Here is a 21,836-nt window from a genome sequence, read left to right on the forward strand (position 1 = left end):
AGGATGCCGTCTTCTCGCCGTTCCCGCTGTGCCCCGGGCCACACCCGGACCACATTCCACCGCCGCGGATGAGTCATTCCTAGGACCGGGATTCTTAACCGGACGTAAACGACCATCCGCCCAACGGCACATACGGGCCTATGTCCCTCTTATGCGCTTCCGTAAAATACGTGTAAAACAAAGGGCCGAGCGGAGGCTCGGCCCTTGGTCATAGTCCCGGCGCGCAGGGGTGCGGCTATTTGACCTGCGGCAGCTCCTCGAACTGGTGGTACGGCGGCGGAGAGCTGAGCGTCCATTCCAGCGTCGTGGCGCCCGGTCCCCAATAGTTCGCCCCGACTCGCGCGCCGTAGCGCAGAGTCCAGATCGCCGTCACGATGAACACGATGTGCCCGGCGAAGGACACGTAGGAGCCGACGGAGGAAATCATGTTCCAGCCGGCGAAAGCGTCGGGATAGTCGGGGATGCGGCGCGGCATGCCGGCCACCCCCAGGAAATGCTGCGGGAAGAAGGTCAGGTTGGTGCCGACGAAGGTCAGCCAGAAATGGACCTTGCCCCAGAACTCCGGGTATTGCCGCCCCGACATCTTGCCGATCCAGTAGTACCAGCCTGCGAAGATCGAGAAGACGGCGCCCAGCGACAGCACGTAGTGGAAGTGCGCGACGACGAAATAGGTGTCGTGCAGCGCCTTGTCCAAGCCGCCGTTGGCCAGCACCACGCCCGACACGCCGCCGACCGTGAACAGGAAGATGAGGCCGAGCGCGAACAGCATCGGCGTCTTGAACTCGATGGAACCGCCCCACATGGTGGCGATCCAGGAAAAGATCTTCACGCCCGTCGGCACCGCGATGATCATCGTCGCCGCGGTGAAGTAGGCGCGCGTGTCGACGTCCAGGCCGACCGTGTACATGTGGTGCGCCCACACCACGAAGCCGACCACGCCGATCGCCACCATCGCGTAGGCCATGCCCAGGTAGCCGAACACCGGCTTCTTGGAGAAGGTGGACACCACCTGGCTGATGATCCCGAATCCCGGCAGGATCATGATGTAGACCTCGGGATGGCCGAAGAACCAAAAGAGGTGCTGGAACAAGACGGGGTCGCCGCCGCCCTCCGGGTTGAAGAAAGTGCTGCCGAAGTTGCGGTCAGCCAGCAGCATGGTGATGGCGCCGCCCAGCACCGGCACGGCCAGCAGCAGCAGGAAGGCCGTCACCAGCATCGACCAGACGAACAGCGGCATCTTGTGCAGCGTCATGCCCGGCGCGCGCATGTTGAAGATGGTGGTGATGAAGTTCACCGCCCCCAGGATCGACGACGCGCCGGCAAGGTGCAGCGAGAAGATGGCCATGTCGACCGATGGCCCCGGGTGTGCCGTTCCCGATGACAGGGGTGGGTAGATCGTCCACCCCGTTCCCGCCCCCAGCCCCACGAAGACGGAGCTGAACAGCAGCAGAAGCGCCGGGACCAGCAGCCAGAAGCTGATGTTGTTCAGGCGGGGAAAGGCCATGTCCGGGGCGCCAATCATGATCGGCACGAACCAGTTGCCGAATCCGCCGATCAGCGCCGGCATGACCACGAAGAACACCATGATCAGGCCATGCGCCGTGATCACGACGTTCCACATCTGCCCGTCACCGACCACGCCCAGCCCGGGCCGCTGCAGCTCCGCCCGGATGATGCCGGAAAAGGCGAGCCCGGCGATGCCGGCCACCACAGCGAACACCAGATAGAGCGTCCCGATGTCCTTGTGGTTGGTCGAGAACAGCCAGCGCTGCACGAAGCCGGGCTTGTGGTCATGGTGCGCGTGGTCGTCATGTGCGTGGCCGTGTTGCGTCCCGGTCCCGCCGGCGAAAGGCGAATCAACCATCGCGGTCCTCGCTTGGTTCTGGGCTTGGTTCTGGGCTTGATACTAGTGTTGTGCTTGCCGGTGCGGCGGTCATTCCGGTATGGCGGCCAACTCGGTCACCGGCGGCGCCTTGGGCGCGCCGGACTTGGCGAACTTCTGCTTGGCTTGCTCCGCCCACTGGGCGAAGCGCTCCTTCGACACGGCCTCGATCGCGATGGGCATGTAGCCGTGGTTGGTGCCGCAGATCTCGGAGCACTGGCCGTAATAGACGCCTTCATGCTCGATCCGGACCCAGGATTCGTGCAGGCGGCCGGGCACCCCGTCCTCCTTCAGCCCGAAGGCGGGAAGCCCGAAGGAATGGATGACGTCGCCCGCCGTCACTAGCAGACGGATGTTGGTGTCGACCGGCAGGACGACCCGGTTATCGACCTCCAGCAGCCGGCGTTGGCCGGGTTTGATGTCGGATTCCGGGATCATGATGGAGGAAAAGGTGAAGTTGCCCTGGTCCGGATACTCGTAATCCCAGTACCACTGCCGCCCGGTGATCTTCAGCGTCATCTCCGCGTCCTGGGTGCGGTCGCCGAAATACAGCAGCTTGAAGGACGGCACGGCGATGACCACCAGGATGATGACCGGAACGACGGTCCAGATCACCTCGATGACCGTGTTGTGCGACGTCCGCGACGGGACCGGGTTCTTCTTTTCGTTGAAGCGCAACACCACGACGGCCAGCAGCGCCAGCACGAGGATGCAGACCGCCACCATGATCCAGACCAGCAGGCGATGGAACCAGTCCATCATGTCCATCACTGGCGAACCGGGGGTCTGGTGCCAGATCTGCCAGGGGTGCGGCTCGCCGATCACCGGCAAGGGTGTCTGCGGAGGTGTCTGGCCGGGCGGCGTCGCCGGGCCGGACGGTTGCTGCGCCCACGCGCCGGACGCGGCGGTCATCATCGCGACCGACATCATTGCGACCAACGTGGCGGCCCACAGTCGCGCGATCGTTGCTTTCCCGATCGTCATCGTTCCTCCCCCAACCCCAAGGGTGCCCGCAAGGGGGGTCCGCACCGGACGCGCCCCATCCAGGCCAGAACAGTCGGCGGCGCGGAAAGTTCACAGGGGGCTACGAGCGGGTTAGATGTCTCCGTCCTCCTTGGACAGGCGGCGGTGGATCGCCGTGGCGGCGATGGCCGCCTGACCCATGGCGACGGAGATCTGGTTCAGCCCCTCCACGATGTCGCCCGCGGCGTACAGGCCCTCGATCCCCGTCTGCTGGTGCCCATCGGTGACCAGCCGCCCGTCCGGGCAGATCCGCACGCCCAGCGCCTTCACCGGGTCGGTGCGCGGCATGGTGCCGAGCGCGGAATAGAGCGTGTCAAAGGCCAGCCGCTCGCCCGTCGCCGTGGTCAGCGCGGCGATGCGACCACCCTCCGAATGGACCTCCACGACGGGGTCCTCGACGGCGCGGATTCCGGCCTCGGCCATGCGCCGCTCCTCCGCCTCCTCCAGCTTCATCGGCTGGCCGAGCGTCAGCATGGTGATGTCGCGGGAATAGGTCCGCAGGAACAGCGCCTCGCCCAGCGCGTCGGTGCCGAAGCCGATCACGCCGATGCGGTGGTCGATCACCTCGAACCCGTCGCAGATCGGGCAATGGCGGATCAGCCCGCGCTGCACCGCCTGATAGAGGTTGGGAAGCTCCGGCTCTAGGTCGATCACCCCGGTGGCGGCCAACACCGTCCGCGCGCGGAACTCCCGCCCGTCCGCGGTGAGTGCGCGGTAGCCGTCCGCCGTCCGCTCCACCGCCTCCACCGTGCCGGACAGGATGTGCGATCCGTAACGCTCCGCCTGGGCGCGCATGCGGGCGAGCAGATCGTTGCCGGTCACCCCGTCGGGAAAGCCCGCGTGGTTGTGCGACAGCGGGATCCATGCGGCGCGGCTGGCGCCGGCGTCGATCACCAGGAAGCGGCGGCGATAGCGCGCCAGATAGATGGCCGCGGTCAGGCCCGCCGGGCCGCCGCCGACGACCAGCACGTCGAGACGTTCATTGTCCATGGATTCAGGGTTCTCGCGGTCGTTGGCGACGGGCAACCAGGGCCAGGCAGCGGCGGACGGCTTCCAACTCGCGCAGGTTGGCGGCGAAGCCGATCATCAGGAAACCGGCGTAAATCCCGGCGAACACCACGGCCACGGCCAGCACCAGCCGCCACGGCCCGTCGAACGGCGAATGGACGAGCAGAAGAGCCCCCGCCAACCCACCGCCGGCAACGGCCCCGATCCCCAGAATGTCCAGCAGGCGCGGCACCGTCGCGGAAGTCCGCGCGCCGGAGTCCAGCGCTGGGCCCAGAGTCGGAGTTGGTCGCGTTGCGCCGTGGCGCGGATCCGGGACGGCCGTCATCGGTCGGACATTCCACGCGGGGTTCCATCTGGACGGGGAACAAGGCCGGGTGGCATCCGGTTCCATGCCGGGCTCTGGACGGCGGCAAGGGCGGCTTTTCGCCGCGCGGCGCACGTCTTGACGGTGGAACATTACCTCCAGACTGTATCACCTACAGTCGCAACCGCGAGCCCGCCATGCCCGCGTCCCCGCCATCCAATTCCTTGAACACGCCTTTGCCGTCCGGTCCCGACCCGGAAATCCTGGATGTTGAACCGATGGTCCGCAATTTCGGCACCCTCGGCCCAACGGTCGCGATGTTGTACGACCTGTTTCTGAGGAACGAACGCGACTTGGCCGAGCGGCTGAACGACCGTCTGGAACAGGGCGACCTGCCCGGCGCACGCCTTGCCGCCCACGCCGCGGCCGGCGCTGCCCGAACCGCCGGCGCGCGACGGCTGGCTGGCCTTTTCTCGTCCATCGAGGAGAACCTGGTCAGCGGCAACACGGATCGCGCGCGCCAGGAGGCGGTCGCGATTGCTCCCGCGCTCGACGACGTCCATTCCATGATCGCCCGCATTTGATTTATCATACCCCGGTACTCGTTTCACGAGAACGGGGGTTGGCTGTGGCGTATAGGTTCTGTTCGGTTCTGGTGGTGGAAGACGAGGTGGTGACGCGTTCCGTCTCCGTCCGGCTGCTGCGCCAACTCGGTGTCGGCGACGTGGTCGAAGCAGCCGACGGGGCGGAGGCGCTGGCCCGCTGCGACCGGCTGTCCTTCGACGCCATCCTCTGCGACGTCGACATGATGCCGATGGGCGGCCTCGCCTTCGTGGAAGCCCTGCGGGACCGCGAACGGGCGGTGAGCCGGTCGGCCCCGGTCATCATGCTGACCAAACACCGGGAACCGGAGGTCGTCCAGTCGGCGCTCCGATTCGGGGCGAGTGGCTATCTGGTGAAGCCGCTGACGCCCGACACGCTGCGGCAGAAGCTCGACAAGGCGCTGTCCGCGAAACAATCGGACACTCCTTCAGACAGAGCTTGACCCTGGCGTTATCCTTTTTGTAACCACGCCCCCGTTAGACTGCCTACAAACCCTGTCGATCAACCAGGGGCCCATTCATCAAGGGCAGTCCGGGAGGCGCCGCATGCCGATGAACGTCCTGGAAGTCGCCATCTACGCGATGGTGCTGACGGCCTCGCAGCCGAAACCCTACGAGTGCGTGGCGGTGCAGCCGGAAGGCGTCAACTGCACCAACGGGCTGGCCGCGACAGCCAGCAACCCCAACGTGCTCGCCTACAACACCGGCGTCCAGATCATCAAGGACAACCAGGGGCGCGTGCGCCTCAGCAACGGCCTGAACACCCATTTCGATTCCTCGGCCTGGGTGTCCTTCAAGGACACGTCCGGCCAGACCGCCATCAGCGTGCGCAAAACGGGCCCGTACCGCTTCAAGTTCTCCAACGGCTTCATCTGCGAAATCATCGGGCTTGAGCAGGACATGGCCCGCTGCTTCAAATCCTGACCGTGGTCCGCCGTTACCGGCGGATACCGCGGCGGTTCATCTCTTCCTCCATGCTGCGACGCTCGCGCTGCATCTGGCGCTGTTCGTCCACGATCCGCTCGTAGCGGTCCTGCAGGTCGCGGTCGGAGTAGCGGCTGTATTCGGAGCGGCCGCGCCGGTCGTCCGTGCTGGACCCTTCGTATCGGCGGTCTTCGCGCACCTGCCGGTCGCGGTCACGGTCCTGGTCGGCGGGGTAGTTGTTGGGATTGACGGCCCGGTTCAGCGTGTCGAGCGCGCCGCCCCACCCCTGCCCCTGACTCTGCTGCGCCTGTGCCGCCGGCGACACCACCGGCGACAGGGCGAGAAGCGACCCGAAGGCCAAGGCGGCTACTGGGGCGGCGAAAGGCATGCCTCGCATGAACTCCACTCCTTGCAATGGCTGGTCCTTAGGCCAACCGGCGGAAGTGGAGGATGTTGCGGACGGCGCAGTCCTTTTTCCTAGCCCAGCCGCGCCCGGTCATGCGGCGCATCAAGGTCCAGCGCCGGCCCCTTCGGCACGACGCCGGTCGGGTTGATCATGGTGTGGCTGGCGTAATAGTGGCGCTTGATGTGCGCGAAGTTCACCGTCTCCGCGATGCCCGGCACTTGGTAGAGGTCGCGCAGATAGCCCGACAGGTTCGGGTAGTCGGCGATGCGCCGCAGGTTGCACTTGAAGTGGCCGACATAGACGGCGTCGAAGCGCACCAGCGTGGTGAACAGGCGCCAATCGGCCTCCGTCCGGCGGTCGCCGAACAGGTAGCGTTGGTCGGACAGCCGCGCGTCCAACTCGTCCAGGGCGGCGAACAGGGCGTCGAAGGCCTGCTCGTACTTCTCCTGGCTGGTGGCGAAGCCGGCCTTGTAGACGCCGTTGTTGATCCGGTCGTAGACGAAGGCGTTCAGCTCGTCGATCGCTCCGGCGAGGTCGGCGGGGTAAAGGTCCACGGACGGGTCGCCAAACGCGTCGAACTCGCGGTTCAAGATCCGGATGATCTCGGCCGACTCGTTGTTCACGATCGTGCCGGACTTCCTGTCCCACAGCACCGGCACCGTGACGCGCCCGGTGTAGTCGGCCTTGGCCTTCGCGTAGACCTCGTAAAGGCGGGTGGAGCCGGTGACGGGGTCAAGCTCCGGAAAGGTCCAACCGTCTTCCCGCATCAGCGGGTCGACGACGCTGACGCCGATGACCTCCGTCAGCCCCTTCAGCGCCCGGACGATCAGCGTGCGGTGCGCCCATGGGCAGGCGAGCGACACGAACAGGTGATAGCGCCCGGCCTCCGGCTGGTATGGAGTCGAGCCGTCGGCCTTCACCCAGTTCCGGAACTGCGTCTCCGGCCGCACGAACGCACCGCCGGTGGTTTTCGTGTCGTACCACTGGTCTTGCCAGCGGCCTTCGATCAGCAGGCCCATTTCCGTACCCTTCTGTTTATCCGAAGCCCTCTCCCAGCCGGGCCGGGAGAGGGGACGTCATCAACCGTGCAGCTTCGTCGCGATCTCGGCAACGTGCTTGCCCTGGTAGCGGGCGCCGTCCAACTCGACCGCGCTCGGCTGCCGGGAACCGTCGCCGCCGGCGATGGTGCTGGCGCCGTACGGGCTGTTGCCCATCACCTCGTCCACGCCCATCTGGCCCTGGAAGCTGTAGGGCAGCCCGACGATGACCATGCCCTGGTGCAACAGAACGGTGTGGGTGGTGAGGATTGTGCTCTCCTGCCCGCCGTGCTGCGTCGCGGACGAGGAGAAGACGCTGCCGACCTTGCCGACCAGCGCGCCCTTCATCCACAGGCCGCCGGTCTGGTCGAGGAAGTTCTTCATCTGGCCGGGCATGTTGCCGAAGCGGGTCGGCACGCCGAGGATGATCGCGTCGTAATTCGCCAGTTCGTTCGGGTCGGCGATGGGAATGTTCGGCTCTTCCTTGAAATGCGCCTTCTGCCGAACCTCCTCCGGCACCAGTTCCGGCACGCGCTTGACGGTCACCTCGGTGCCGGGAACGGAACGCGCGCCCTCCGCAGCGGCCTGCGCCATCGTCGCGATATGCCCGTAGCTGCTGTAGTAGAGGACCAGAACCTTGGCCATGTCCGAACTCCCTGTGTTCCATGCAGTGTGATGTGCTGGTGCCAACAGACATATCGCGTTGTCGGCTCCCCGCAAATCCGGCGCGCTGGAACTTCATTGTTCGCGGGTGTACAACAATGCCATGGATCGCCTCGACGACATGCTCGCCTTCATCAAGGTGGTGGACACGCGCAGCTTCACGGCCGCCGCGGAGCGCCTGAACCTGTCCAAGTCCGTGGTTTCCCGCCGCATTGCGGAGCTGGAGAACCGGCTCGGCGCGCGCCTGCTGAACCGCACGACGCGCAAGCTGAGCCTGACGGAGGTCGGGCAGGCCTATTACGAGCGCTGTTCCCGCATCCTGACCGACCTGGAGGAGGCGGAGCAGGCGGTAGCCGACCTGCACGCCGCCCCGCGTGGGCGGCTGCGCGTCAACGCCCCGGTGTCCTTCGGCATGCAGCACCTCGCCCCGGCCATCGCCGAGTTCCTGGCGCGCTACACGTCCATCGAGATCGAGATGGACCTGAACGACCGCTACGTGGACCTGATCGACGAGGGCTACGATTTGGCGGTGCGCATCGGGCGGCTGCGCGACAGTTCCCTGATCGCCAAGCGCCTCGCCCCCGCCCGCCGCGTGGTCTGCGCCAGCCCGGCCTACCTGGAGCAGCACGGCACGCCGGCGACCCCGGAGGAGTTGATCAATCACAACTGCCTGATCTACACCAACGTTCCGGCCGCCGAGCAGTGGCAGTTCCGGGTTGGGGAGGAGATGCGGACCGTCCGCGTGTCGGGATCGCTGCGGGCCAACAACGGCGACCTGCTGCACGCCGCCGCGGTGGCCGGAGTCGGCATCGTCGTGCTGCCGACCTTCATGGTCGGGCAGGCGCTGGCGTCCGGCGCGCTGAAGACGCTGCTGCTGGATTGCTACACGTCGGAATCGAACGTCTACGCGGTCTACCCGCAGAATCGGCACCTGTCGCCCAAGGTGCGGGCCTTCGTCGATTTCCTGGCCGACCGGTTCGGGCCCAGGCCCTATTGGGACTGCGCCCTGCTCCGGCTGGAGAATGGGAACGCGCTCACTCCGGCTGATTTGGCCGGCGGCGGGCACGGAGATTGAGGGCGTTCAGGAAGCTGGTCGGCTGAGCGGGGCCGGTCGCGCCCGCCTCCCGCGCTGCCGGGGTCGCCAGGAAGCCGCCGACGCGGGCGCGCAGTTCCACCGCGTCGTGGGCGGCGTTGTCGGCGTCCTCCGCCACCTTGCGGCGGATGTCGGGGTCGAGCGTGTTGAAGGCACGGGACGCGAACTCGAAGGCCGGCTGCGACTTGGTGGCGATCACCTGCCGCAGCGCCTTGGACACCAGCACCGTGTCGAGCCCGCCGGGGCCATCCACCCCGTCCAGGACGTCGGCGAGGATGCCGATGGCCTGCAGGGTTTGGGTGTCATCGAGCGAGATGGGCTCAAGGCCGTCCATGGCACTCACTTCCGATGTTGGTCGGCACGATGGTGGTTGGCACAGTGTCGGTTGGCACGTTGGTTGCCACGCGGTCAATCGCCAGGTTGCGGAGCGACGCAGCGGGGATCATCCCCGGTCCGGCGCGACCGCTGCTGGTGCGAAGAAGCATAGTCGGACGCGACGGCGCTGGCAATGCGCACGCTGCCGCGCCTGGTTGCAGGCCTGGATGTGGGGCCACGGTCAAGCCCGGTTCACCAGGGCCACGCCGCCGACGGCGATCGCCATGCCGGCCAGCGCCAGAAGGCCCAGTCGCTCGTCGAACATCGCCCAGGCGATTACCGCCGTGACCGGAGGGGTCAGGTAGAACAGGCTTGCCACGCGGGCCGCCGCACCGCGGCGGATCAGCGCGAACAGCAGGAAGATCGCCCCCACCGACAGCACGAAGCTGAGCCAGAGCAGCGCAAAGACGAACTCCCCAGTCCAGCGGATGTGCATGGTTTCGAACAGCGGGGCGAAGACGGCCAGCACCGCCGCCGTGGCGGCGTACTGGATTGCGGCGCCGCTGCGCAGGTCCATCGCCGTGCCGTGGCGCTTCTGGTACAGCGTGCCGAAGGTGATGCCCAGCAAGGCGGCGACGGCCAACCCGACTCCGGCGGCGTTGCCCGAATCGAAGTGGACTTTTTCGCTCACCACGAGCAGCACGCCGATGAGCCCGAGCAGCAGGCCGCCCCACTGCCGGCCGCTCACCCGTTCCCCCAGAAGCGGGCCGGACAAGGCCGCGGTCAGCAGCGGCTGCACGCCGACGATAAGCGCGGTCACGCCCGCCGGCACGCCCTTGGAAATCGCGCAGAAGACGCCCGACAGATAAACGCCGTGGACGAGCAGCCCGGCGATGGCGATGCGCCCGGCCTCGCGCCACGTCTTCGGCCAGGGGGCCTTGGTCGCCAGGGCGACGGCCGTCAGTACAACGGCGACCAGCCCCAGACGCACCAGTAGGAAGGTCAGCGGCTCCGCGTAGGGCAGGCCGTATTTCGCGCCGATGAACCCCGTGCTCCACAGCACCACGAACACGGCCGGCATCATGTTGACCCATTCCGGCCGCCCGCCAGCGGAGGCGGATGCTTGCACGGTCATCGTCCCATCGTCTCCTACCCCTGGGCTCCCGCCCCCTGTGGCGCCCCTTGCGGCGCCCCCTGCGGCGCCGCTTGTGGCGCTTCTTGTGCCACTGGCCCGGCGGCCACAGCTTCACCCGCTTCGGCCGGCCCCTTGACAACCTGATCGGCCGGCGGCTTCGGCTTCAGCGCGTTGCGCCGCGCTTCGGCCAGCGCCTGGAAATGCGCCCGCAGTTCGGTGTCCCGGCGCATCAGCTGGCGGAAATCCTTCGCATCCAGCACCAGCATTTGGCAATAGCCGAGCGCACGCACATCAGCGTTGCGCCTTTGGCGGGTCAGCAAGGCCATTTCGCCGAACACGTCGCCGGTGCCCAGCTTCACGGGCTCGGCGAGGCCGGGCACCAGCACTTCCACAGCGCCCGACGCGATGAAGAACATGGCGTCGCCGCGTTCGCCCCGCCGCACGATGGTTTCCCCCGGCAGTGCCAAGCGCGGCTTCAGCAGCGTGGTGATGCCGCGCAGCCGCCCCTCCTCCAGCCCGTCGAAGAACCGCACGCGTCCGACCAAGTCCATCAGGTCCAGCCGCAGGTCAAGCTTCGGCAGTCGTTCCAGCGCCCGGCGGCGCGTGTCCAGGTCGCGCTCCAGGTCGGTCAGCACCTCGGCGCTGATGATGGATTCGGCGTGCAGGGCGCGGAAATCGGCTTCCTCCAGCCGCAATGCAGCGCGGCCGACGTAGCGGCTCTGCAGCATCAGTGCGTAGTCCGGATATTGCAGCTTCATGGCGGCAAGCGCCTGCTCCACCATCGCCAGCCGCACGGCGAGCATGCCCTCCAGCTCGCAGGACACGTCCTGGCCCAGCACCTGGGCGATCTTCGTCTGGGTGAAGTCCAGAAGCTCGCGCTGCACGGTGCGCACACCGACCAGAATCTCGAAACGGAAGGCGAGCCGGCGGGCCAGCGGCGCCCGCCAGCCGAGGCGCCGGTGCAACAGGCTGGCCACCCGCATCCACGGCGTGAAGGCGATGAAGGGCTCCTCGAACGCGCGGTAGCCGGCCCGGCCCTGCGCCTTCACGGCGTCGAGCAGGCGCGCGCTGCGCGCGGTCAGCAGTTCCGCCACGCCGCGGGACAGCACCCCTTCCTTGAAGTGGGCGAAGTACAGCTCCTCCTCCCGGTTGACCAGGATGGCGAGGCCGATGGTGACCCGGTCCTCGTTGCTGATCGGCAGTTCCGCCTCGCGTTCCCGGTCGATGGCTCCCAGCCGGTCGGCGTACTGGGAGACGACGGCCTCGGTCGCCGCCTCGTCCACCTCGTAATGGCGGGCGACGTTCTCCACCCGCTCCCGGATGCTGGCGAGCGACAGGGCGAGCGCCCGGTTGCGCATGGCGTGCTCCACCGGCGACAGCTGGTCAAGCTTCAGCAAGCGGATCAGCGCGCGCAAGGTCGTCCCGTTGACGAACAACGTGTAGAAGACGAAGCCGGTGACGATGACGGCGACGAAACTCTGCACCCGCTCCGGCAGCCGGCCGTTCTCCGTGACGGCGAGCGCCAGCGTCAGCGACACCGCCCCGCGCAGCCCGCCCCACAGCATCACCGCCTTGTAGGAATGGCTGACCTGCTGCCCGAGCCCGGTGGCGGACAGCAGTGGCAGAAGACCGAACAGGACCAGCGCCCGCGCCGCCGTCGCGGCGACCACGACGACCGCGAGCAACCCGACGTCGACCCAGCCGATCCCCAGCAGCAGGCGCGGCACCAGGATGGCGGTCATCAGGAAGATCAGCGAGTTGGCCCAGAAGCCCAGCTGGCGCCAGACATGCTCCAGCGCCCCCCAGGTCGCCGGGGAAATGCGCGTGCGCCCGACCGACCCGACCACCAGCGCTGCGGTCACCACGGCGACCACGCCCGACGCGCCGACGTAATGCTCGGCCAGCACATAGGTCAGGTAGGCGAGCGCGACCGTCAGCGTGATCTCGGCCATGGGCTGGTCGCGCACCGGCTCCACCAGGAAGCAGGCGACGCGGCCGCAGACATAGCCCGTCAGCACGCCGCCGGCAAAGTCGCGCAGGAACTCGGTCGCAGCCTCCATGGCGCCGCCATGCGCCCGGCTGGTCAGCATGCCGAGCAGCAGGGTGAACAGCGCGATGGCCGCGGCGTCGTTTAGCAGGCTTTCGCCTTCGACCAGCATGGTCAGGCGGCGCGGCGCACCCAGGTCGCGGAACACGCCGACGACCGCCGCCGGGTCCGTGGTGGCGAGGATGGAACCCAGCAACAGGCAGGACACCAGCCCCATGGAGGTGAAGAGGCTGAGCGCGAAACCGACCGCAAAGGTGCAGACGAAGACCGCGACGACGGCCAGCACGAGGATCGGCCCGATATCGTCGAACAGCCGCCGCACGTCCACCGCCAGCGCCGTTTCGAACAGCAGCACGGGCAGGAAGATGTAGAGCAGCACCTCCGACGAGACGTCGAGCCCGGCCAGCGAGTTCAGGAAATCGTGGACCGGGCCCGCCCCCTGCACCCCGGCGAAGGACTGGATCACGGCGCCGAGCGCCACGCCGACCGCGGCCAGCAGAACCGTGTAGGGCACCTGCAACCGGGCCGCGAGAGGCGGCAGGAAGCTCACCAGCGCCAAAAGGCCGGAGACGCCGAGGACGTAGATGACGATGTCGTGCATTGGCCCGCCTTGCCGGTTGAGGCTGGGGGCGCACGGTATCGCCGCACTCCCGCCGGGGCAAGGGCAGGATCGGTGACACTGGTATTCCCCCCTCCGCGGTGCGGAGAGGGGAATAAACTCAGCGCCGGCCGCGTTTACGCTTGTCGGCTAAGCCTGAGGCAGCGCCACGGTCATGCGGAAGCCGCCGGTCGGCCGGTTCTCGGCCCGGACCTTGCCGCCGAACGCCTCGATGTTGCGACGAACGATCCAAAGGCCGATGCCGAAATGGGTCGCCTCCGCCTGGTTTTGCGCCGTCTCGTCCTCGGGCATGCCGCGGCCGGGCTCTCGCTGCGAGAAGTAGCGCTCGAAGATGCGCGGCAGGTTCGCTGGATCGACGCCCGGCCCCTCGTCCTCCACCACCAGCTCCGCCCAGCCGCCGTCGGCGGTCAGGCGCACGCTGACGGTGCCTTCCTGGGGCGAGAAGCTGACGGCGTTTTCCACCAGGTTCTCGATGACCGTCTCCAGGATGTCCTCGCTGGCCCGCACCACCACACCCGATTCGATGCGGGAGCGCATGTGGAGCTGCCGTTCGGCGAGCAGGCTGGTGTAGCCACCGGCCATCCGCTCCACGAGGTCGGACAGGTCCACCCGGCGCCGCGGCGGTGCGATCAGGTCGGCTGCCGCCTCGTCCATGCGGCGAGCGAAGGAGACGAGGCCGTCCAGCTTGTCGACGGACTTCTCGATCATGGTCAGCGCGCGCTGGCTGCGGTGGTCGCCGCCGGACAGGGACCGGCGCAGCGGCTCCACCGACTGGCGGATGACCGCGATCGGCGTCTTGAAGGCGTGGGCGTTGTCCTCCGCCGCGCGGCGGAGCGACCGGGCGCTCTCGCGCAGCGTGTCGACCAGCCGGTCGAAGTCCTCGGCGACGCCGCTGAGTTCCGGCACCGTGTTGCGCGCCGTGAAGGACCCCTGCCCGCCTTCGCCGCCAATGCCGCCCGACACGATGTCGCGGGCAAGGTCGCGGAAACGGTGCAGGTTGCGCCAGACACCCAGCAGCACGGCCATCACCAGCGCCGCCATCCCCACATAGATCAGCGCCGCGGCCTGAACCACCGGCGTGCTCCAATAGGGCCGGCCGAGCGAGGATTCCAGGTAGCCGCCGGCCGTGTGGCTGGTGACCAGGGCCCAGCATCCGAATTCGGTGTTCACCGGCGTGACGGAGGTCAGGATCTCCATCCCGCCGGAGGAGCGCGGCAGGCGCAGCGCCAGCGGCGCGTTGCCCGCGCAGGACGCCCCCAGCCGGTCGAGCACGCCCTGCTCCAGCAGCTGCCGGCGCTCCGCGTTCAGGTCGTCGGTTGGGACGGACGGCGCCGCTCCGACGTAGAAGAACGCTTCGCTGCCCGACATGGTGCGCGGCCGGACCAGCAGCTTCAGCCGCGTGTTCTCGTCCGCGAAGCGCCCGAGGACCGAGCCGAGGTGCGGCAGGGCCGCACGGTTGGCGCGGGACAGGTCCGGCTCAAGCGCACGGGCGATCAGCTCGCCCTGCCGCTGCGCGCTTTGCAGCAGCAGGGTCTGCGTCGTCACGTCGGCCCGCTGGAACTGATCGTAGATCAGCACCGGAACCGCCAGGAACACGATGGTCAGCAGCGCCAGCCGGCTGGCCAGCGAACGCCACAGCCATCGCACCCGCAGCTTGGGCAAGCCCATGCTCACGCGGCGCACCGGCACCCGTTCGGGGTGGCGGGCCTCAATCGGCAGCAGCGCCATCGGCCATCACATCGTCGGCGTCATCACGCGTGCGGCCCGTGCCGTTGGCGCCGCTGCCCCAACGGTAGCCGAAGCCCGGATAGTTCTCGATGCAATCGAAGTTGCCGTCCACGACGCGGAACTTCTGGCGGATGCGCTTGATGAAGGCGCGGACGTTGGCGCGGTAGCCCGACGGACCGTAGCCGGCCAGGAAGCCCTTGCCATGCACGAGGTCGTAGATCTCGCGGTAGGACACGTCCTCTTCCGGGCGGGTCGCCATCAGCTTGACGATGTTGAACTCGGTCAGCGTCAGGTCGATGCGCTTGCCGTTCCACAGCGCGCGGCTGTTGTCCAGGCGAAGCTCAAGCGCGCCCAGCGCGTAGATGGGTTCCTTGGACTCCGTTTCCTCGGACGTGCCCTTGGAGCCGTCGACGATGAGGCGCATGCGCTTCAGCAGGATCGACAGGCTGCGCGACTTCTCCACGAAGTCCAGCGCGCCGCCGGCCAGCGCGGCCTCTTCATAAATCTGGTCCGACAGCACGGTGAGGAAGATCACCGGCAGGTCGATGCCGCGGGACCGCATCTGCCGCAGGACGTCGATGCCGTCCATCTTGGGCATGCGCCAGTCCAGCAGGACGATGTCCACCGAACCGCCGTTGGCGAAGAAGTCAAGCGCGGGCTCCCCGCGGTCGAACGTCACGACCTCGTATCCCTCGTCACCGAGGTTGAGGCTGAGGGATTCGCGGAACAGGTCGTCGTCATCGACCAGCGCGACGCGCGCGACCGTGCTCTCAGTCATTGGGGACATCCCAGCCTTGGGCGAGGAGTTGAGCGAAGCATCGTTTATCGACATCTGGGACATTGTCGCTGCTCTTCAGGTCGTAGGAGAGGGCTCGGAAGTCCTGGGAGGACGTCATGTCCATGAAGAAGAAGACTTTGAGCGTGCAATCGCCCTTGGCGTAGTGCCACACCTTTGCAGGAGGTGCCTCTTCCGTGGCGGCAGGGGTGCCCAGGAGACGCCGGGTCTGGACCTGGTCCAGGCCGACGAGCGTATCAGGTGACAGGTTGGTGGACGCCTTGCGGCCCGCGGGATCCGAGATCATCGGGTTGGCGGGCAATGCGGCGACCTCCGCACCGGTCACGGCGACCGTTCCCGCGGTGGCGCCGGTCGTCGGACCGGTCACCGCCGGAGAGGCGGTCGCGTCCTTCGCCGTGGCGACGGCCATCGGCGGAGGCTTGGGTTTCGTCCGCGGGACCGGCGGAACGGCCGAAGCCGTGCGCGGCGGCGAGGCGGTCTGCGTCTCGGGAGGAACGGCGGTGCCGGGACACCCCGCCAGCAGTAGAACCGCCAGCATCAGGCCCGCACCGCGCCGGCACCCCGCTCCGACAGCAGCTCCAGCCACTTCGCATTTTGTACCCGTCATGGTCATGCTCGGGCCTTTCAAGCATCGTGGTTGAATTCGCGGGCGGTCTTGCCGGCTCCATGCCTGCACTTGCCGCCTCCGTGAGACACAAACTCAGTCCAGTCTGGTTAATGTGGCGTTAAGCGCCCCAAATCTACCCCCTTTTTGCGCGCATTTGCGACCACTTTTTATTCCCACTCCTATCGATAGGGTGATTTTCGAAACAATTTATCCATCAAGAGGTCAGTGGATTGAGGTGAGATCGCCTCAAATGCAAGGCGAAGCTCTGGCTCTCTCCTTGCGCGAGAGAGATCGGCGATGATCACGCATGCCACGAGAGGCCGACATCCGCCGCAGGGGCGCAGTCCTGGTGCCGTGTCGGCGCGATGACGGCGAAGAGGAAAAGGGAACAAACGGGCACAAAAAAGGCGCCCTGGGGGCGCCTGGAAGACAATTGACGAAGACAATCGGCGGCAAAGGCAATCGGCGGCGGGGCCACCCGGGTATGGCCCCACCGCCGGTCAGCCGGATGGGCAACAGGATCATTCCGAAGAGCACGCCCAAGGGCGGCCGAAGGGATGTTGCCGCGCGAACTCCAGCCGTCTATCCGGCCGGTCTCACGACCGGTCGGCGTCGTGTGTCCAATGCTTTTCGAGCATCAACCTTCACGCCCGCCATGGTGCGCCGGCCCATTCCCCGTGTCAAGATACCGGGGCAATACGCAATCGTGGTCCTTTCCCTTATGGGAATACCACGATTGAAGTGCCCAATACTGCGAAGGAGACACGCACCCAATCCTTCTGTTGTGCCGATGCTGTCACGCCAGCAGGTTTACCGCGCCCGATCCACTGGCGGATACGGCGGCATCGGGCGACGGAACCGCCGCCACCGCCCCGGTATCCGTCCCCGCAACAGCCTCGGCATCGGCTCCCCCATCGGCCGCGGTGGCGCTGCCGTCATCGGCGCCGGTGAGGATACTCAGCACCTCCTGCGGTGAGATGCCGGAGCCGAACGCCGCCTGGCGGAGCCCGTTGACCTCGTCCTGGGCGCCCTCGACGATTTTGTCGTAGGCCTTAAAGGACTCACGCCGGGCCTTACGCCGTTCCTCCGATTGGTCGGCCTCGTTGGCGACCTTGGCTTCGCCGATGACCGACTTCACCGTCTCCAGAACCTTTTCGACCCGGCGGCCGAAATCGTCCGCTTCGCGGTAGCGGGACATCTTCAGGTCGTTGTCGGCGATCATCCGCTGCATCAGCGCGCGCCGGCTGTCGCTGGATAAGGCCCCCGACCCCGGCTGAAGCCCGCCCAGCGCCGCCTTCACGGCCTCGGCGACGTCGGGCGGCATTCCGTCCGTCGGTGCGTCGTCGGGCTTGGAGCCTTCCTCCTCGTCGGGACCGGCTTTGACAGCCTGCCCCTCCAAACCGGACGCCTCGGCCGCCAGGGCGTCTGCTTCTCCAGCCGGCGCTCCGTCGCCGGGGGAGTCCTGGCTGGCGGACAAAGAGGCCACGTCCTGGGCGAAGACGGCGGCACCAGCCGCCTCCCCGCCCACCATCTCCCCACCCTGGGCCTTCGCCTCTTGCGCTTTCGCCAAGGCGTCCGGGCTCAGCGTCACCGTGACATCCACGGACATCTCCGTCTGGACGACGGTCAGCGACGTCCGCGTGACGGTGTGCACGATCTCCGTCGCCTGCCCCGCGCCCGGGGTGCCCGCCCCGCCCGGCAGCCCCATTTCGGCGGCGGCGGCCACGCCCTGGCCGTATTCCTTCGCCGCGCGCCCGGCCTCGCGGGCCAGGATCGCCGCCTCGCGGGCCAGCTGCGCCAGCTTCTCCCGGTTGCCATGGGAGAAGCGCATCATCACCTTCAGTTCGGCGATCTTGCGCTCCACCTCCTCCAGCTTCCGTTCGGCGGCCGCCTTCGGCCCGCCGACGCGCTTGGCCTCCTCCATGGCGGTCAGGGCGGATGACCGTTCCTGCTGCTGCCTGGGCGTAAGCGCGAAGGGCTGCTGCATCGCGGCGGCCTTGTCGGTCAGGCGCTGCTTGGCGTCCTTGGCGTCCATCGCCTCCATGTCGCGTTCCCAGGCCTTCTTGGCCTGCTGAAGGCGGAACAGGCTGGACTGGCCGTCGGACTGCACGCTGAAAATCCCGCTCACGCCTGCCTCCTCCGGTTCATCGGGGCCGAGTTCGCTTCGCGGCAAAGTTTAGCAGACTTTTGCGTTCTGTCCAATTACGACGCCCACGCGCGGGTTCCCGCCGGCAACCCCGCGTTGCCGCGGCAAAGGATTGTACACACCTTGGAACTCCGAAGCCCGCGCTGTTGTTTGAAGGGTTGACATCGGACGCCGCCCAGCGCGGCGAGACGCCGCATGCCGCGGAGAATGAAATCCCGGAGGAGGAAAGCAGATGGCAGACCGCGACACGTCGGGCATCGGAGGGAGCTTCGGAGCGGGTACCGGCGGATCGAACCGCAAGGACCAGAACAGCACGGGCCAGAACGGCACGAGCCAGCCGGGCAGCCAGCCGAACGCAACCAGCCAGCAGGCCGGAAGCCAACACAACGACATGGGCCGCATGAGCAACACCGACCGCAATTCGACCGGCAACAACTCGACCGACCGCATGAGCGGCGACGTCAGCCGCATGGCCGACGACGCCACCCAGGCGGGACGCGACAGCATCAACTCCGCCCAGGGCCGGATCCGTTCGCTCCTGGAGCAGCAGAGCCACCGCGCCGCCGACCAGCTCGGCAGCGTCGCGAACGCGCTGCACAAGGCCGCCGAGCAGCTGAACGACGAGAACAACGGCACCGCCGCGCGCTACGCCGGCCAAGCCGCCGACCGCGTCGAGCAGGTCGCCGACATGCTGCGCACCTCGAGCGTCGACGACATGGTCGGCCAAGTCGAGCGCTTCGCCCGCCGCCAGCCGGAGGTGTTCGTCGGCGCGGCCTTCGCGGTCGGCTTCCTGTTCGCCCGCTTCATCAAAAGCTCGGGTGAGCGCCGATTTCAAGGCCAGGGCGGATACCAGTCCGGGCACCAGGGGGGCTACCGGGCCCCGACGTCGCGCATGACGTCGGATCGCATGTCGGGCCACCGCGACGACGACCGGTCGAGCTTCAGCGCCGGCCGCTCCGCCACGGCCTCCGGCATGGGCACGGGCATGGCGTCCGGCGCTGGCCGCGACGTTGGACGGGGCATGGCGGGCGGCATCGCCGGCTCGACCGCCGCGGGTTCGTCCAGCGCCTATGACCGCAACCACGCCACCGCCGGCGCGGCCCCGCCGCGGGCGTCCCTGAACGCGGCCACCGCCGCGACCAGCGCCGCCCGCACCCGTGACGCGGCCCAGTTGATGGCCGGCGGTTCGCCGGAACCGACCCGCACCAGCGGCATCGGCAGCACCGGCACTGGCACCGGCCAGTCGAACCAGAGCCGGACCGGCGCCGACAGCACCCCGGTGACCGGCGTCAAGCCCCAAGGCACCCTGCCATGAGTGCCGCGGAGGACCGTTCCCACGATCCTCGTCAGGATCGCTCTTATGATCCGCGTCAGGATCGTCCTCATGACCCGCGGCAGGACCGTCCCATCGCCGGCCTGTTCGCCGACTTGGCGCGCGAGACCACCAACCTCGCGCGCACGGAGATCGAACTCGCCAAGGCCGAACTCACGGAAAAGGCGGGACAGGCGGCGGGCGGCGTCGCCTTCGTCGCCGCCGGCGGGCTGGTCGCCTTCGCGGGCGTCCTGGTCCTGCTGGCCGCCGCGGTGCTGGCCCTGGCGACCGTGATGGCGCCCTGGCTCGCCGCCGTGATCGTCGGCGTGGTGGTGCTGGCCATCGGGGGCGTGATCGCCCTGATGGGCAAGAACCGGCTGAAGCCGGAGAACCTGCAGCCGCGGCGCACCATGGAGACGCTGCGCGACGACAAGCGCTGGGCCCGATCCCAGCTGGCCCGATGAGCGGGCGCGCGGATCACGGGCGGGAACGGTCCTCCGCGGACCAGTCCCGCGACTATGACGCTCTGCAGCGGGACATCCGCGAAAGTCAGTCGCGGATCACCGAAACGATCGGCGCGCTGCGGCACAAGGCCGGGCAGCTCGCCCCAAGGACTGTGATGGAGAACGCCATGAACCGGATGCACAATACCAGCAGCGGCGGGCGCGGCCAGCGCCAGCAGGACGACCGCAACGATTATCGATACCAGGGTGGCCAATCCCGCGGCTGGACGTCATCGGTGTCCAGCACCGTGCGCGACAACCCGATCCCGCTGGCCCTGATCGGCCTCGGCATCGGCTGGCTCGCGCTGTCGGGCAGCGGCTACGACCGCCGCATTGCGCGCAGCGGCGCCGTCCACTCCGTGCGCGACCGGGCCGGCAGTGCTGCCGAATACGCCCGCGACACCTTCTACAGCGCCACCGGCAGCGTGCGCGACGCTGCCAGCACCGCCTACGACCGCGCCAGCGATCTGGCCGGCGACGCCTATGACCGCGCCAGCGACGCCGTCAGCAGCGCCCGCGACCACATCCCGGGCATGGGCAACCGCACCTACAGCGTCGGCCAGTCCCAGCACCAGTCGTCTTCCTCGCACGGCGACGGCGGCCGTCATGGCCTGATGTCGACGGAGCGCATGCACAGCGCGACCAGCCGCCTGTGGGACATGGTGGACGAGCACCCGCTGGTCGCCGGCGTGATGGGCGTGGCGCTGGGTGCCGCACTCGGCGCCAGCATCCCGTCGACTCGCTACGAGAACGAGTGGATCGGCGATTACGCCGACGAGGCGACGCACCGCGCCAAGGAACTGGCCCAGGAGGCCATGGACCGCGGCACCCGCGCGGCCCGCGCCGCCGTGGAAGCGGCGAAGGAGGAGGTCGGCGACGCCGTCACCGCGGTCGGCGATGCGGCCCGCGAGGAAGCGCGCAAGCCGTCCTGACGGACGGGCGCTTTTCCTGATTTTCCATCGCGTTCGACGTCTCGACGTCAGCGGCCCCGCGCCATCCCGCGGGGCCGCCTTTCTTCTTTCCAAACGACACTTACTTTCCGGTGCGGCTCAACCGTCGCCTGCGGCGGAACGTCGCAGTGCGCGCCATGCAATCCTGCCATTAATATAACCGAGCGTTTCCGGCGGATATTAAGCCACGGTTCCGCTTGACAAAGGTCTTATGATGGCCACTTAATCAGGACTAATTTAGTCCTGTATGGGGCGATTATGATAAGGCTGAGCAAGCTGACCGACTACGCCATCGTCGTCATGAGCGAGATGGCGCGGCATGTGGGCACGGTCCACACCGTGACTCACCTCGCCGAACGCACCGGCGTGCCCGCCCCCACCGTCGCCAAGCTGATGAAGGCCCTCACCCCGGCCGGCCTGACGACCTCGCACCGGGGCGCTGCCGGGGGTTATGCGCTCAGCCGCACCGCCGATGCAATATCCATCGCCGAAATCATCACCGCGCTCGACGGCCCCATCGCGCTGACCGCCTGTGTCGAGGGCGCCGAAAGCCAGTGCGGCGTGGAGCGGATGTGCCCGATGCGCGGCGGTTGGGAAAAGGTCAACCGCGCCATCCGCGGCGCGCTCGAACAAGTGACCCTGGCCGACATGATGGGGCCCGCCGTATGGCCCGACATCGACTTGGCTAACAACGAATCCGCACCGACACGGCGCGCCGTCTGACGTTCGGCGCAAT

The 21,836-nt window shown here is 67.7% G+C and carries 22 protein-coding genes; 8 read left to right on the plus strand and 14 right to left on the minus strand.

Translation table 11 applies throughout. The features are described from left to right. Positions 1–235: 235 nt before the first annotated feature. From ctaD to M2351_RS39820, 4 genes are all read right to left on the minus strand, one after another. Positions 236–1,864 (minus strand): cytochrome c oxidase subunit I, encoded by a 1,629-nt coding sequence (gene ctaD, locus M2351_RS39805; RefSeq protein WP_264661491.1) that lies wholly within the window; start codon positions 1,862–1,864, stop codon positions 236–238. Between the two features lie 69 nt (positions 1,865–1,933). After that, on the minus strand, positions 1,934–2,866 hold the full coding sequence (coxB, locus tag M2351_RS39810) for a cytochrome c oxidase subunit II (RefSeq protein WP_264661492.1): 933 nt from the start codon (positions 2,864–2,866) through the stop codon (positions 1,934–1,936). Between the two features lie 111 nt (positions 2,867–2,977). Continuing rightward, positions 2,978–3,895, minus strand: coding sequence for an NAD(P)/FAD-dependent oxidoreductase (locus tag M2351_RS39815; protein WP_264661493.1), 918 nt, complete (start codon positions 3,893–3,895; stop codon positions 2,978–2,980). A 4-nt stretch (positions 3,896–3,899) separates the two neighbouring features. Further along, positions 3,900–4,238, minus strand: coding sequence for a hypothetical protein (locus M2351_RS39820; protein ID WP_264661494.1), 339 nt, complete (start codon positions 4,236–4,238; stop codon positions 3,900–3,902). Between the two features lie 176 nt (positions 4,239–4,414). Between M2351_RS39820 and M2351_RS39825 the strand changes: the two genes are divergently transcribed. The 3 genes from M2351_RS39825 to M2351_RS39835 all read left to right on the plus strand — a co-directional run bounded on the left by M2351_RS39825 (position 4,415) and on the right by M2351_RS39835 (position 5,743). Next, a complete protein-coding gene (locus M2351_RS39825; protein ID WP_264661495.1) occupies positions 4,415–4,801 on the plus strand; it encodes an Hpt domain-containing protein in 387 nt (128 codons plus the stop codon). A gap of 74 nt (positions 4,802–4,875) precedes the next feature. Next, a complete protein-coding gene (locus tag M2351_RS39830; RefSeq protein WP_264662431.1) occupies positions 4,876–5,262 on the plus strand; it encodes a response regulator in 387 nt (128 codons plus the stop codon). A gap of 103 nt (positions 5,263–5,365) precedes the next feature. Continuing rightward, complete coding sequence (locus M2351_RS39835; RefSeq protein ID WP_264661496.1) at positions 5,366–5,743, plus strand: hypothetical protein; 378 nt, start codon at positions 5,366–5,368, stop codon at positions 5,741–5,743. A gap of 13 nt (positions 5,744–5,756) precedes the next feature. Here M2351_RS39835 and M2351_RS39840 read toward each other — a convergent pair whose 3' ends face one another. The 3 genes from M2351_RS39840 to wrbA form a co-directional block, all read right to left on the minus strand. Next, on the minus strand, positions 5,757–6,140 hold the full coding sequence (locus M2351_RS39840) for a hypothetical protein (protein ID WP_264661497.1): 384 nt from the start codon (positions 6,138–6,140) through the stop codon (positions 5,757–5,759). 80 nt (positions 6,141–6,220) lie between these two features. Further along, positions 6,221–7,168 carry a glutathione S-transferase family protein gene (locus tag M2351_RS39845; protein WP_264661498.1) on the minus strand — a complete coding sequence of 316 codons (948 nt, stop codon included), beginning with the start codon at positions 7,166–7,168 and terminating at the stop codon, positions 6,221–6,223. Between the two features lie 60 nt (positions 7,169–7,228). Continuing rightward, positions 7,229–7,831: an NAD(P)H:quinone oxidoreductase gene (wrbA, locus tag M2351_RS39850; protein ID WP_264661499.1), complete on the minus strand. Its 603-nt coding sequence runs from the start codon at positions 7,829–7,831 to the stop codon at positions 7,229–7,231. 121 nt (positions 7,832–7,952) lie between these two features. Between wrbA and M2351_RS39855 the strand changes: the two genes are divergently transcribed. Then, the gene (locus tag M2351_RS39855; RefSeq protein WP_264661500.1) at positions 7,953–8,924 is read left to right on the plus strand and encodes a LysR family transcriptional regulator; all 972 of its coding nucleotides are present in this window, start codon (positions 7,953–7,955) and stop codon (positions 8,922–8,924) included. On the opposite strand, the gene M2351_RS39860 is transcribed toward M2351_RS39855, so the two are convergent. The 7 genes from M2351_RS39860 to M2351_RS39890 form a co-directional block, all read right to left on the minus strand. Then, the gene (locus M2351_RS39860) at positions 8,884–9,276 is read right to left on the minus strand and encodes a hypothetical protein (RefSeq protein WP_264661501.1); all 393 of its coding nucleotides are present in this window, start codon (positions 9,274–9,276) and stop codon (positions 8,884–8,886) included. The genes M2351_RS39855 and M2351_RS39860 overlap by 41 nt on opposite strands. A 222-nt stretch (positions 9,277–9,498) precedes the next feature. Further along, complete coding sequence (locus tag M2351_RS39865; RefSeq protein ID WP_264661502.1) at positions 9,499–10,392, minus strand: DMT family transporter; 894 nt, start codon at positions 10,390–10,392, stop codon at positions 9,499–9,501. Positions 10,393–10,406: 14 nt separating this feature from the next. Beyond that, on the minus strand, positions 10,407–13,040 hold the full coding sequence (locus tag M2351_RS39870) for a cation:proton antiporter (RefSeq protein ID WP_264661503.1): 2,634 nt from the start codon (positions 13,038–13,040) through the stop codon (positions 10,407–10,409). Between the two features lie 147 nt (positions 13,041–13,187). Further along, positions 13,188–14,786, minus strand: a complete 1,599-nt coding sequence (locus M2351_RS39875; RefSeq protein WP_264661504.1) for a sensor histidine kinase — start codon at positions 14,784–14,786, stop codon at positions 13,188–13,190. Further along, positions 14,767–15,573, minus strand: coding sequence for a response regulator transcription factor (locus M2351_RS39880; RefSeq protein WP_406567496.1), 807 nt, complete (start codon positions 15,571–15,573; stop codon positions 14,767–14,769). Before M2351_RS39880 ends, M2351_RS39875 begins: the two co-directional genes overlap by 20 nt. Next, positions 15,557–15,991 (minus strand): hypothetical protein, encoded by a 435-nt coding sequence (locus M2351_RS39885; RefSeq protein ID WP_264661506.1) that lies wholly within the window; start codon positions 15,989–15,991, stop codon positions 15,557–15,559. Before M2351_RS39885 ends, M2351_RS39880 begins: the two co-directional genes overlap by 17 nt. A gap of 994 nt (positions 15,992–16,985) precedes the next feature. Further along, entirely contained in the window at positions 16,986–18,317 is a 1,332-nt protein-coding gene (locus tag M2351_RS39890) for a hypothetical protein (protein ID WP_264661507.1), read from the minus strand. A 250-nt stretch (positions 18,318–18,567) separates the two neighbouring features. On the opposite strand from M2351_RS39890, the gene M2351_RS39895 reads away from it, so the two are divergent. The 4 genes from M2351_RS39895 to M2351_RS39910 all read left to right on the plus strand — a co-directional run bounded on the left by M2351_RS39895 (position 18,568) and on the right by M2351_RS39910 (position 21,823). Beyond that, on the plus strand, positions 18,568–19,650 hold the full coding sequence (locus M2351_RS39895) for a hypothetical protein (protein ID WP_264661508.1): 1,083 nt from the start codon (positions 18,568–18,570) through the stop codon (positions 19,648–19,650). Continuing rightward, positions 19,647–20,111 (plus strand): phage holin family protein, encoded by a 465-nt coding sequence (locus M2351_RS39900; protein ID WP_264661509.1) that lies wholly within the window; start codon positions 19,647–19,649, stop codon positions 20,109–20,111. Before M2351_RS39895 ends, M2351_RS39900 begins: the two co-directional genes overlap by 4 nt. After that, positions 20,108–21,082, plus strand: a complete 975-nt coding sequence (locus tag M2351_RS39905; protein ID WP_264661510.1) for a hypothetical protein — start codon at positions 20,108–20,110, stop codon at positions 21,080–21,082. The genes M2351_RS39900 and M2351_RS39905 overlap by 4 nt, the downstream gene beginning before the upstream one ends. 276 nt (positions 21,083–21,358) lie before the next feature. Continuing rightward, a complete protein-coding gene (locus tag M2351_RS39910; RefSeq protein WP_264661511.1) occupies positions 21,359–21,823 on the plus strand; it encodes an SUF system Fe-S cluster assembly regulator in 465 nt (154 codons plus the stop codon). Positions 21,824–21,836: the final 13 nt, after the last annotated feature.

Origin of the sequence: Azospirillum canadense (assembly GCF_025961225.1) — a bacterium.
Taxonomy (GTDB): Bacteria; Pseudomonadota; Alphaproteobacteria; order Azospirillales; family Azospirillaceae; genus Azospirillum; species Azospirillum canadense.